The sequence below is a fragment of the Palleronia sp. LCG004 genome (assembly GCF_032931615.1).
Taxonomy (GTDB): Bacteria; Pseudomonadota; Alphaproteobacteria; order Rhodobacterales; family Rhodobacteraceae; genus Palleronia.
Window position 1 is genome coordinate 1,842,284 of record NZ_CP136759.1, and the last position, 12,680, is coordinate 1,854,963.

Below are 12,680 nucleotides of genomic sequence, written 5' to 3' on the forward strand. Positions count from 1 at the left end.
CCCCCGCGCTCAGTTCGGAAAGAGCGCGGGAACCAGCGTGACGACACCCGGGAAGAACCACAGCAGCATGAGCCCCAGGATCTGGATCCCCACGAAGGGCAGGACCCCGCGATAGATGTGTCCGGTCGTTACCGATTTCGGCGCGACGCCTCGCAGGTAGAAGAGTGCGAAGCCGAAAGGCGGCGTCAGGAACGACGTCTGCAGGTTCACCGCGATCATGATCGTGACCCATTTCGGATCCATCGTGCCGCCATAGATGACCGGTCCCACGATCGGCACCACGATGTAGATGATTTCGAGGAAGTCGAGCACGAAGCCTAGGACGAAAAGCACCAGCATCACGATCAGGAAGACGACCATCTCGTTGTCGAAACTGCGCAGGAATTGCTGGATGTAATGCTCTCCCCCGAAGGAGATGACGACGAGGTTCAGCAATTGCGATCCGATGAGAATGGTGAAGACCATCGAGGTGACCTTTGCCGTCTCGCGCACCACCGCCGGCAACACCCCTCCGAACCACAGTACCACGCACGCATAGAGCAGTCCGAACATCGCGAAGAGATAGGCAGCCTGCGCCATGAGGAAGGCCAGCCATTGCTCGACATTCGTCTCGCCAAGCCCCACGCGCAGGTCGAAGTTCACGCCGATCAGGATCATCACGATGATGGCGTAGGTCGACCAGATGATGACCCATCCGGACTTGCCCTGATCCTGCAGCTTCCGGAACGCGGCGAGCATGATCGCGCCGCCCGCCCCCAGCGCCGCGGCAGGCGTCGGATTGGTGATCCCTCCGAGGATCGAGCCCAGCACCGCCACGATCAGGACGAGCGGAGGAAAGACGACGCGTACCAGATCGTTGCGCATCAGCATCCCCGAGGACGCCCGAAGCCCGTAGAGCATGAGACCGATCGGTATCAGGAGAATGAGGAACGTGAGCCCCGGTGTCGTCGTGGGTGCGATCAGCACGATGTCGAGGAGCAGCGCGAGAACGACCCCGAGCGCACCCACCATCAATGGCCGGTGATCGTCTAGGGGGGCCACGCCACGCGCAAAGGCAAGGACCAACCCCACGAGCAGAAGGCCCACCGCGATGCCGGTTCCGATGGGCGCGCGGTCCGCGATCCGCGCCTCCACCGCCGCGGCACGCTCCTCGTCCGTGAGACGGACGGCCTGCGCGGCACCGCCCGACGCGTCGATCGCCTGCTGCTGCGCGACGGCTTCGTCCCATGCGTTCTGGCCGTGCAGTTCGATCATCGCGGCCTGGCATTGCGGCGAGACATTGGTTCGCAGCGACGCGCTCTCTCCCGCTTCGGTAAAGCTGCCGACGAAGAAATTCTGCGATCCGATCACGTTTGTGGCGCTCAGCGCGAAGAACCCGAGCAGGAGTGCTGCCGGAACGCCGAGGAACCATGTCAGCGCCTCGTTCCGGGTAATGATCTCGCCCGTGGGGGCACCGCTCACGACCGGCGGGGCCTTGGACGGGTTCAGCAGCGCGAAGCAGAGCGCATAGCCGCCGTAGAGAAGCGCCAGAAGGATGCCGGGCAGCAGCGCCGCCTGGAACAGCGTTCCGACCGAGACGACCGCGGCCTCCCCCAGATAGGTCAGCGCGTCGGAGCAGCCGGCAAGCTGGGCCCGCGTCTCCTGCGCGGTGGAATAGATGTCGCCCGCGAGTGTTCCGAGCAGCACGATGACGATCGAGGGCGGAATGATCTGACCGAGCGTCCCCGAGGCCGCGATGACCCCGGTCGCGAGTTCGGGGGAATAGTTGTTCCGCAGCATCGTCGGCAGCGAAAGAAGCCCCATCGTCACCACAGTCGCACCGACGATCCCCGTGGAGGCGGCGAGAAAGGCCCCCACCACCACGACCGACACGGCCAGCCCGCCCGGAAGCGGGCCGAAGACCCGCGCCATGGTCGTCAGCAGGTCATTCGCGATCCGCGAGCGTTCGAGCGTGATCCCCATCAGGACGAACATGAGAACGGCCAGAAGAGTCTCGATGCTCTGCCCCGCCAGGACGCGTTCGTTGATCCGGTTGACGATGAAGCCGATATTGCGGTCGAGCGCGGTCTCCCATCCCTGGGGGAACAGCGGCTCCGTATAGGTTGCCAGGTCGGGATATCTGAAGCGCGAGATCGCATCGGACCTCACCCCGTCCGCGATCAGCGCGCGATAGGCCTCTGAGCCGGTATCGACGGCCTGGTGAACGAGGATGCCCGCGGAATCGAGAGCCGCGATGATCGCGAAGGAGATGACGGCCGCACCGCCGATCGCGAAGGCCACGGGGAACCCCGACAGGATTCCGCCGAACAGGCACAGGAACACGATGATGAGGCCGATCTCGACGCCGTCCAGTCCGAAAAGCATTGCTTCGATCTCCTAATGCGTTCCGGTGGCGACATCGTCGTCGCCCATCGTGTCACGGTCGAGATATTTCCCTTCGCTCTCGGGCCCTTCGCGGAATTCGAGATAGGCCCGGTAGAAGACCGACACCGCCTGCAGGAAGACCAGCGCGGTGAAGAGCAGGAGCAGCACCTTGAAGAGGAAATACGCGTTGAAGCCGTTGGGCGAGAAGCCGATCGTCTCGACATTCCAGCGCAGCGCGCGGGCGCGCATCAACAGCTGGTCGAGCGTGTTGCTGGCCGAGGGGTTCGGCACGATCAGAACCCGCCACAGGAAGAACCATGCATAGAGCCATGCCAGAAGCGCGAAGGGCATCATGAAGACGACCGCGCCCACCATGTCGATGATCTTCTTGGTGCGGAAGCTCGCCGGCCCGTAGAGCAGGTCGACGCGGACATGGCCGCCCTGCACGAAGGTATAGGCGCAGCACATCACGACGACGAGGGCGTTGTAGAGCTTCAGCTCTTCTGACCACCAGCTCACGTCGAAGCTCATCACGCCACCGAACCCGAAGCTCAGTTGTGACGCCGCGAAGATGCGCTGCATGAAGATGATCACGATCTGCTGGAGCACCATGAGCAGCCCCGCCCAGGCGAAGAACCGCCCGAGCGCGTTGGCCCCCGTCTCGAGCACACGGACCGAGCCCCACATGATCGAATGCCGCCACATCCCCAGACCCGTGAGGATCAGGAAAAACACCAGCACCACGAACAGGAATTCGACCGAGGCCCCGTAATAGACGAACCGCATCAACGCCTCGGGGTTCGACCAGTCGAGCCACGATGACGGGTGCGTCACCGCATAGCCGAAATTGTAGAATGCCAATGCGATATTGGTGATGAGCCAGATCAATCCGTCCAGCATGCGCGCCCTCGCCTGTCGCCTTGAGGCCCCGGCCCTGCCGGACCGGTCCCGTCGCTTCGTCGCTCGGCGGTCGCGGCACCGTGGCCTGCGCCACCAAGCCTTCCGACAGGGTGGCGCAGTGCCGCGGAATGCCGCGGACCTTCCGATCAGTAGCCGCGGATGCGGTCGCGCTGCCGGGTGAAGGTTCCCTCGGAGGTGCTGATCCAGCCTGCGGAGCTTTGCAGCGAGTTCATGTAGCTTTCGTAGATCCGGGCGTAGAGCTCGTCTCCCATCGGCTCCTGCAGAACTTCCTCGGCCGCCGCGCCGAACGCGTCCCAGACCGAATCCGGGAATTCGAGGATCTGCACACCGCCCGATTGCAGGCGCTGCAATGCCGCCGCGTTGTTCGCCATGAAGAGCGTGTAGGTCCAGAGGTTGCAAGAACGCGCGGCGTGCTGGACGATCTTCTGATGCGCCGGGCTCAACTCCTCGTAGACGCCGAGATTGACGCAGAGGTTCAGGTTCGGCCCGGGCTCATGGAAGCCGGCAGTATAGTAATTGTTGGTGATCTCCTGGAAGCCCGCGGTCTCGTCCGCCCAGGGGCCGATCCACTCGGTTCCGTCGATCGCGCCGGACGACAGCGCCTGATAGACCTCGGCACCGGGCAGGTTCTGCACCGACGCGCCGAGCTTGCCGAGAACCTGACCGCCCTGCCCCGGCATCCGGAACCTCAGTCCCTGGAAATCCTCGGGCGCGTTGATCTCCTTCGCGAACCATCCGCCGGATTGCGGGCCGGTATTGCCGGTCGGGAACGGAATGAGGCCGAAGATCGAATAGAGCTCGTGGGCCAGCGCCATGCCGCCCTCGTGGTAGTACCAGTTGTTGTATTCGGTGAAGGTCATCCCGAACGGCACCTGCGAGAAGAACGACAGGGCCGGATGCTGGCCGAGGAAGTAGTAATCGACGCCGTGATACATGTCGGCCTGTCCGGCGGAGACCGCATCGAAGACCTCGAACGCGCCGACCAGCTCGCCTCCCGCGCGCAGGTCGACGGTCAGTTGGCCGTCGCTCATCTCGGTGATCGCATCCGCCACGTATTGCGCGCTGTCATGCACCCCCGCGAGACCGCGCCCCCAGGTCGTGACCATCGTCAGCGTCCGGTTTCCCTGCGCGTAGACGGGCGCGGCGAGCGTCGATGCGGCGGCGGCCCCTCCGCCCAATGCGGACGTTCTCAAAAAAGAGCGTCGATCCATGTTTGTCCTCCCATGGAGCCCGGGTTGCCCCCCGGGCAGTCGGTTTCGGTCTGCGAACCTTAGCGACACCGCTCCACGTGACAAACAAAAAGATCGGCCAACTTGCCGGTTTCGTTGGCGGATCGCGGTCAGGCTTCGGATTCGCGGGAAACCTTCCGCTCGGAGGATTTCCGTTCGAGCAGCTTCGAGACCAGCGCCCCCAGAAGCACGATGCACGAGGACAGCCACATCCAGACGAGCAGGATGATCGTCCCGCCGATCGCTCCGAAGGTCTCGTTGTAGGACCCGAAATACCGGACGTAGATCGCGAATGCGGCGCTGCCCACGATCCACATCACGCAAGCCAGCGCCGCACCGGGCACCAGCGGACCCCAGCCCCTGAAATGACGCGCGGGAGCGATGCGGTAGGTCAGGATCATGCCGAACGCGGCAATCGCGAGAAGGACGGGCCAGCGCAGCAGCATCACCGCGGTCTCTGTCGCGCCGCCGAGAGGCAGCCAGGTGAGAACGGCCGGCACGATCGCCGCGACGGCCACGCAGAAGAGCACGCCCAGGATCAGGCCCAGCGTCAGCCCCAGCTTCGTGAGTGTGGCCCGGATGATGCCACGATCCTCTTCGGTCTCGTGGATCAGGTTCAGCCCGTCCATGAGCCCCTGCATCGCCTTCGAGGCGGAATAGAGCGCGACCAGTATCCCGAAGAGCGCGGCAAGCCCGAGCCCCCCGCTATCCGATCCGGCGACGCTCTGCGCCTGGTTCACGATGATGTCGTAGGCCGCCTGCGGAACCACGCCTTGCAGGACAGACAGCTGATCGACGACCTGTTGCGGATCGGCGAGGATACCCGCGATCGCCATCATGGCACCGATTCCGGGAAACAGCGCGAGCAGCCCGAAGAAAGCCACGCCCGCCCCCAGAAGCGTGAGCTTCATCCGGAAGGATTCGTTGTAGACCGCCTGCGCCATCGCGAAGAGGGTCTGCGGTCGTTTGGTGATGCTGCTCATCGGCGGCGTCCTTTTCCTGGGGCGTGGCTGCAACGCAGGGGGGAAACACGATTTCTTGAGCGGCGTTCCCATGCCCGGACACTCCGACGCAAGGCTGTTGCACTTTTGCGGATCGGTCGCGGAAAGGCGTCGTGGCGAAATAAAGATACCAGAAACCTGTCCGTTTGGTCATTTTTATCGCGGGTTGGTGGTTGACCCCATCGGCAGAGGGGCCTAAGCACGATTGTATCGGATCAAGGATGGCGCGAGATGACGGTCGTACGGATTATTTTGACGAAAGGGCGCCGGGGCCGGTAGTGCCGACCCCTTTCCGATGAGGACATGCGCCCCCGACTGATCCTCGGGGGCTTTTTCTTGCGCGACGATGTGAGGACGGAAACGATGACGAAGCCGATGACCGGAGCGAAGATGGTGGTTCAGGCCCTGAAGGATCAGGGCGTGGAGGTCGTGTTCGGATATCCTGGCGGCGCGGTCCTGCCGATCTACGACGAGATCTTTCAGCAGGAGGACATCCGCCACATTCTGGTGCGCCACGAACAGGCGGCGGTCCATGCGGCCGAGGGCTATGCACGCTCCACCGGCAAGGTCGGCGTCGCGCTCGTCACCTCGGGACCGGGCGCGACCAACGCCGTGACCGGCCTGACGGACGCCCTCATGGATTCGATCCCGATCGTCGTCCTGACGGGTCAGGTTCCGACCTTCATGATCGGCAACGACGCCTTCCAGGAGGCCGACACGGTCGGCATCACCCGCCCCTGCACCAAGCACAACTGGCTCGTGAAGGAGACGGACGCACTGTCGGGCGTCATTCACGAGGCGTTCCACGTCGCCTCGGCGGGCCGTCCGGGTCCGGTGCTCGTCGACATTCCCAAGGACGTTCAATTCGCGAACGGACGCTACACACCGCGCAAATCCGCCAATGTCAGCCGCTACCAGCCGCAGCGCAAAGGCCACCCCGAGACCATCGCGGAACTCGCCGACGCGATCGCGCGTGCGCGCAAACCGGTCATCTATTCGGGCGGTGGCGTCATCAATTCCGGTCCGCAAGCCTCGCATCTGCTGCGCGAACTGGTGGCGGAGACCAATTTTCCCATCACCTCGACGCTGATGGGTCTGGGGGCCTACCCCGCCTCGCGCGAGAACTGGCTCGGCATGCTCGGAATGCACGGGCTCTACGAGGCCAACCTCGCCATGCACGGCTGCGACCTGCTCATCAATGTGGGCGCGCGGTTCGACGATCGCATCACCGGCCGGGTCGACGATTTCAGCCCGCATTCGCGCAAGGCGCATATCGATATCGACGCCTCGTCGATCAATAAGGTCGTGCATGTCGACATGCCGATCCTCGGCGACGTGGGCGAGGTGCTTGGGCAACTGCTCGAGATATGGCGCGAGAAGGGATCGCAGACCGACGGCCAGGCGCTGAAGAAATGGTGGTCGCAGATCAACGAATGGCGCGCGGTCGAATGCCTGGGCTTCAAGCCGTCCGAAAAGGTCATCAAGCCGCAGCACGCGCTGTCCCGGCTCGAGGCGCTGACCAAGGATCACGACCGCTACATCACCACCGAGGTCGGTCAGCACCAGATGTGGGCCGCGCAATATCTCGGCTTCGAGGCACCGAACCGCTGGATGACGTCAGGCGGCCTCGGAACGATGGGTTACGGGCATCCGGCCTCGATCGGGGTCCAGATCGCGCATCCCAACGCGCTCGTCATCAATGTCGCGGGCGAGGCATCGTGGCTGATGAACATGCAGGAGATGGGAACGGCGGTGCAGTATCGCCTGCCCGTCAAGCAGTTCATCCTCAACAACGAACGGCTCGGCATGGTGCGCCAATGGCAGGAACTCCTGCACGGCGAACGCTATTCGCATTCCTGGTCCGAGGCGCTTCCGGATTTCGTGAAGCTCGCCGAGGCGTTCGGCGCGAAGGGGATCCAGTGCTCGGATCCGGCCGATCTCGACGATGCGATCCGCGAGATGCTCGCGCATGACGGGCCGGTCCTCTTCGACTGCCTTGTCGAGAAGCACGAGAACTGCTTCCCGATGATCCCGTCGGGCGAGCCGCACAACAAGATGCTCCTCGCCAATGCCGAGACGCAGGGCCAGATCACCGCCCCCGGCGCGGTGCTGGTCTGAGAGGCCGATCCGGGGGACGTCGCGTTCCCCGGGCCACCCGGACAGTATTTTTCGACAGATGATGGGGCACCGCCCCCGGGAATGGAGACCGAGATGGCGCTGAAGCTCAAGAAGGGGACGTCGAAGCATTCGGCCTACGATCTACGCGACCCGAATTCCCAGGTGATCGAGCGGCATACCCTTGCCGTGATCGTCGACAACGAGGCGGGCGTGCTCGCGCGCGTCATCGGTCTCTTCTCCGGGCGCGGCTACAATATCGAGAGCCTGACCGTGGCCGAGATCGACCACGAGGGTCGCACCTCGCGCATCACCATCGTCACGACCGGCACGCCCGCCGTGATCGAGCAGATCAAGGCGCAGCTCGGCCGGATCGTGCCTGTGCACGATGTCCACGACCTGACCGTCGAGGGGCCGTCGGTCGAGCGTGAGCTCGCGCTCTTCAAGGTCGCGGGCGAGGGCGACAAGCGGCTCGAGGCATTGCGGCTCGCCGATGTCTTCCGCGCGCGCGTCGTCGACAGCTCGCTCACCTCGTTCATCTTCGAACTGACGGGCAGCCCGGAAAAGGTCGACGCCTTTGCCGAACTCATGCGGCCCCTCGGCCTGAAGGAGCTTGCGCGGACCGGTGTCGCGGCGCTTTCGCGCGGAGAGCCTCTGGCCTCGGCAGGCAGGCTCTGACGCCGGCGGAATACAAGGCGCGTCAACGAAATCGACATTCTTCGGCGGCATCTATCGGTGCCGTGCATCCGCAGAAGGTTCCAGCCATGTCCGCCCCGACCAGACCGACCCCCTCGAAGGATGCCAGAGACCGGCCGCCCGCCCCGATCCGGTTCCAGGACTGGGCCAGCATCTGAACGTGGAGGAACCGCACCGGCCCGCGTCGTGTTCACGGGTAATGGAGCAGCATCCCCACTTTCATCGGCTCGAACGGCTCGAACGGCTCGCCGTCAAGCTCGACAGCGCCTTTCGCATTCCCGGCACGAAGATCCGCGTCGGCTGGGACCCGATCGTCAGCGTGGTGCCACTGCTGGGCGACGCGCTCGCGCTCGCGCCGGGGGCCTACATCCTGAACGAATCCCGAAGGATGGGCCTGCCGCGCCACAAGCTTGCCAAGCAGGTCGTGAATTGCGGTATCGATTTCGCGATCGGCTCGATCCCGGTGCTCGGAACCTTCTTCGACGTGGGCTTCCGATCGAACAAGCGGAACGTGAAGATCCTGCGCGACCATCTCGAAGGTGAAATGAAAACGGCCCCCGCCATGGGCGAGGGCCGTATGTCGTCGCATCACCCCGAGATCGGGGGACGCCGCGGAGTTTAGCCGACCAGCTCGAGCCCGGCGAAGAAGTAGGAGATCTCTTCCTTCGCGGTTTCGGGCGCATCCGATCCGTGGACCGAGTTCTCGCCGACCGATTCGGCGAATTCTGCACGGATGGTTCCGGCATCGGCATCGGCGGGATTGGTCGCGCCCATGACTTCACGGTTCTTCGCGATCGCGTCTTCCCCTTCGAGGACTTGCACGACCACCGGCTCGGACGCCATGAACTCGCACAGCTCGTCGTAGAACGGGCGTTCCGCGTGGACCTTGTAGAACTCGCCGGCCTGCGCCTTGGTAAGCTGGATCCGCTTCTGCGCGACGATGCGGAGACCCGCATCCTCGAACTTGGCATTGATCTTGCCGGTCAGGTTGCGCCGCGTCGCGTCGGGCTTGATGATGGACAATGTACGCTCGGTGGCCATGTCGTGCCTCCTCTTGGATCCGGCGGGCCCTGTGCCTGCCTGTAAATTGCGCGTTCCGATAGCATGGGGTTCCCGCGTTGAAAAGGCGGCGGGCAGCAGGCGCGGATCAGCTCTCCGGCATGACGGGTCCGGTCGCGTCGATCGCGCGGATGACGGCCGGCAGTTCCAGCAGACGGTCGAGATAGGCATTCGCGGCATCGCCGGAGAGCACGCCGGCATAGCGCGCCATGGCGAGGAGGTACGAAATCTGCATGTCGGCGAGTGTCAGCGCATCGCCCGTGAGAAACCGGTTTCGTGCCAGATGGTCGTCGATATAGCCCATGTGAAGCGCGATGGCGTCCGCCGATCTGCGGTCGAGCTCGGTTCCCGACCGCCTGGCCCAGAAGGCCGCACCCACCGGACGCGACAGCGATCCCTCGACGTAATCGAGCCATTCGTCGTGATGCGCCCCTTCCGGGGTACCGGGCTCGGGCGCGAAGCGACCCGCACCGTGACGCGCATGGATATAACGAAGAATTGCAGCGGATTCGGCAAGAACAAGGTCGCCATCCTCGATGATCGGCGACTTGCCGAGCGGGTGGATCCGGCGGAGCGCTTCCGGCGCGGTGTAATCCTCGGTGCGGGGATAACGGACAAGCTCGTAGGGCTGGCCCAGCTCCTCGAGCAGCCAGACGATCCGCACGGATCGCGAATATGCGAGCGAATGGACCTTGATCGACATCTGGCGCGGACTCCTCTTTCGCGACCGTTCGAAAGGCGAGCTAGCCACGATCGCAGTACAGTCCACGTCTTTCGCCCGACCCGCCGCTCTGCTAAGCGCCGCACATGCTGCGAATTGACAACATCACCTACGCCGTCGAGGGCCGTACGCTCTTCGAGGGCGCATCCGCGACGATCCCCGAAGGCCACAAGGTCGGCGTGGTGGGGCGCAACGGAACCGGCAAGACGACGCTCTTCCGGCTCATCCGCGGCGAGCTCGTGCTCGAAGGGGGAAGCATCGGCCTGCCCCCGCGCGCGCGGATCGGCGGCGTGCGCCAGGAGGTGCCCTCGTCGGACGTTTCGCTCCTCGACACGGTCCTCGCGGCAGATACCGAACGCGCGAGCCTTCTTTCCGAGGCCGAGACGGCGACCGATCCCGCCCGCATCGCAGAGGTGCAGACACGGCTCGTCGATATCGACGCCTGGTCGGGAGAGGCCCGCGCCACGCAACTGCTGCGGGGGCTGGGCTTCACCCAGGCCGAGATCGCCATGCCCTGCAGCGCCTTCTCGGGCGGCTGGCGGATGCGCGTGGCGCTGGCGGGGGTCCTCTTCTCCCAGCCCGACGTGCTACTGCTCGACGAGCCGACGAACTATCTCGATCTCGAAGGCGCGCTCTGGCTGGAGAATTACCTGACGCGCTATCCGCACACGGTCATCATCATCAGCCACGATCGCGGCCTGCTGAACCGGTCCGTGAACGCGATCCTGAACCTCGAGGCGAAGAAGCTCACGCTCTATACCGGCAATTACGACACCTTCGCGCGCACCAAGGCCGCGCAACGGGCCGCTGCCGAGAGCCAGGCCAAGAAGACGGATGCCCGACGCGCCCATCTTCAGAAGTTCGTCGATCGCTTCCGCGCGCAGGCCACCAAGGCCAAGCAGGCGCAATCGCGGATCAAGATGATCGAAAAGCTCGAAACGATCCAGACGCCGCAGGAGGCCGCCCTGCGCGCCTTCTCCTTCCCGGAACCCGAAGAACTGTCGCCGCCCATCGTCAACCTCGAATCGGCGAGCGTGGGCTACGGCGAGCGCGTGGTGCTGGGCAAGATGACGCTCAGGATCGACCAGGATGACCGCATCGCGCTTCTCGGGCGCAACGGCGAGGGCAAATCGACCCTGTCGAAGCTGCTCGCCGGCAAGCTCGAACCGATGGGCGGCAATATCACCGCCGCCTCGAAACTGCGCGTGGGCTATTTCGCTCAGCATCAGGTCGACGAACTGCATATCGACGAGACGCCGATCGATCATATCCGCCGTCTCCGCCCCGAAGAGGCCCCGGCGCGGCATCGCGCGCGGCTCGCGGGCTTCGGACTGGGGGCCGATCAGGCCGAAACACTGGTCGGCAAGCTGTCCGGCGGGCAGAAGGCGCGGCTGTCGCTGCTGCTGGCGACGATCGACGCGCCGCACATGCTGATCCTCGACGAGCCGACGAACCACCTCGATATGGAAAGCCGCGAGGCGCTGGTCGATGCGCTGACCGCCTATTCGGGCGCGGTCATCCTCGTCAGCCACGACATGCATCTGCTCAGCCTCGTGGCCGACCGGCTCTGGCTGGTGAAGGACGGGCGCGTCACGCCGTTCGAGGACGATCTCGACGCGTATCGCCGGCTACTGCTGCAACCCGACGAGCCGAAGAAGAAGGATGCACCGAAGCCCACCCCGAAACGGGCGAGCCGCGACGACATCCTCGCGCTGCGCTCCGAGGTTAGAAAGGGCGAGGCGCGCGTCGAAAAGCTCAGCGAGATGCGCGACAAGCTCGCGAAGAAGCTGGCCGATCCCGCCCTCTACGACGACGGACGCTCGGGCGAGCTCGAGACCTGGAACCGCAAATACGCCGAGGTGATGGACGGTCTCGACCGGGCCGAGGCATTGTGGATGGCCGCGCTCGAAAAGCTCGAGCGCGCCCAGGCGTGAGGGGGCGATGACGCCGGATTTCTACGTCACCGCCTTCGTCACGCTCTTCGTGATCATCGATCCGATCGGCACGACGCCGATCTACATGGCGCTGACGCAGGGCATGGCGCGGCGGCGCAGGCGGGCGATCGCGATGCGCGCCTGCATCCTCGGCATGGCGATCCTGCTCCTTTTCGGCCTTCTGGGCGAACAATTGCTGGGCTTCGTGGGCATCTCGATGCCGGCCTTCCGCATCGCCGGCGGGATCCTGCTGTTCCTGACCGCGCTCGAAATGCTCTTCGGACGGCGCACGCAGAGACGTCACGATCAGGCCGATCTCGACGATACCTCGCCCGAGGACGACCCCTCGGTCTTCCCCCTCGCCATCCCGCTGCTGGCGGGGCCCGGCGGCATCGCCTCGATCATCCTGCTGACCGACCAGACTGGCGGCGACATCTGGGCGCAGGTCGGGATCTTCGGCGTGATGATCGTCATCTTCGCGATCGTCTTTGCGCTGTTCCTGGCCGCGGGCCTCATCGAAAAGGCGCTGGGCGATACCGGGATCCTGGTGGTCACGCGACTTCTCGGCATGCTGCTCGCCGCGCTCTCGGTCCAGTTCGTTCTCGAGGGGCTCGCCAATTTCGGTCTCGGCTGAGATGAC

General features: G+C 64.6%; 11 protein-coding genes. 5 read left to right on the plus strand and 6 right to left on the minus strand.

Annotation, left to right across the window (positions count from 1 at the left end; translation table 11 throughout):
- Positions 1-9 precede the first annotated feature (9 nt).
- From RVY76_RS08970 to RVY76_RS08985, 4 genes are all read right to left on the minus strand, one after another.
- Positions 10-2,364 (minus strand): TRAP transporter large permease subunit, encoded by a 2,355-nt coding sequence (locus RVY76_RS08970; RefSeq protein WP_317373538.1) that lies wholly within the window; start codon positions 2,362-2,364, stop codon positions 10-12.
- Positions 2,365-2,376: 12 nt separating this feature from the next.
- Positions 2,377-3,264: a TRAP transporter small permease subunit gene (locus RVY76_RS08975; RefSeq protein ID WP_317373539.1), complete on the minus strand. Its 888-nt coding sequence runs from the start codon at positions 3,262-3,264 to the stop codon at positions 2,377-2,379.
- 146 nt (positions 3,265-3,410) lie between these two features.
- Positions 3,411-4,496, minus strand: coding sequence for a TRAP transporter substrate-binding protein (locus tag RVY76_RS08980; protein ID WP_317373540.1), 1,086 nt, complete (start codon positions 4,494-4,496; stop codon positions 3,411-3,413).
- 128 nt (positions 4,497-4,624) lie between these two features.
- Positions 4,625-5,497, minus strand: coding sequence for a YihY/virulence factor BrkB family protein (locus tag RVY76_RS08985; protein ID WP_317373541.1), 873 nt, complete (start codon positions 5,495-5,497; stop codon positions 4,625-4,627).
- Between the two features lie 381 nt (positions 5,498-5,878).
- Between RVY76_RS08985 and RVY76_RS08990 the strand changes: the two genes are divergently transcribed.
- The 3 genes from RVY76_RS08990 (at position 5,879) to RVY76_RS09000 (ending at position 8,948) form a co-directional block, all read left to right on the plus strand.
- On the plus strand, positions 5,879-7,633 hold the full coding sequence (locus tag RVY76_RS08990) for an acetolactate synthase 3 large subunit (RefSeq protein ID WP_317373542.1): 1,755 nt from the start codon (positions 5,879-5,881) through the stop codon (positions 7,631-7,633).
- 93 nt (positions 7,634-7,726) lie between these two features.
- Entirely contained in the window at positions 7,727-8,308 is a 582-nt protein-coding gene (gene ilvN / locus RVY76_RS08995) for an acetolactate synthase small subunit (protein WP_317373543.1), read from the plus strand.
- A 217-nt stretch (positions 8,309-8,525) separates the two neighbouring features.
- Positions 8,526-8,948 (plus strand): DUF4112 domain-containing protein, encoded by a 423-nt coding sequence (locus RVY76_RS09000; protein ID WP_317373544.1) that lies wholly within the window; start codon positions 8,526-8,528, stop codon positions 8,946-8,948.
- On the opposite strand, the gene ndk is transcribed toward RVY76_RS09000, so the two are convergent.
- Together ndk and RVY76_RS09010 are read right to left on the minus strand one after the other, a co-directional pair.
- The gene (gene ndk, locus RVY76_RS09005) at positions 8,945-9,367 is read right to left on the minus strand and encodes a nucleoside-diphosphate kinase (RefSeq protein WP_317373545.1); all 423 of its coding nucleotides are present in this window, start codon (positions 9,365-9,367) and stop codon (positions 8,945-8,947) included. The two genes, RVY76_RS09000 and ndk, sit on opposite strands and share 4 nt — an antisense overlap.
- Before the next feature lie 106 nt (positions 9,368-9,473).
- On the minus strand, positions 9,474-10,088 hold the full coding sequence (locus tag RVY76_RS09010; protein WP_317373546.1) for a glutathione S-transferase: 615 nt from the start codon (positions 10,086-10,088) through the stop codon (positions 9,474-9,476).
- A gap of 104 nt (positions 10,089-10,192) precedes the next feature.
- On the opposite strand from RVY76_RS09010, the gene RVY76_RS09015 reads away from it, so the two are divergent.
- Positions 10,193-12,040, plus strand: coding sequence for an ABC-F family ATP-binding cassette domain-containing protein (locus tag RVY76_RS09015; protein ID WP_317373547.1), 1,848 nt, complete (start codon positions 10,193-10,195; stop codon positions 12,038-12,040).
- 7 nt (positions 12,041-12,047) lie between these two features.
- A complete protein-coding gene (locus tag RVY76_RS09020) occupies positions 12,048-12,674 on the plus strand; it encodes a MarC family protein (RefSeq protein WP_317373548.1) in 627 nt (208 codons plus the stop codon).
- Positions 12,675-12,680 lie beyond the last annotated feature (6 nt).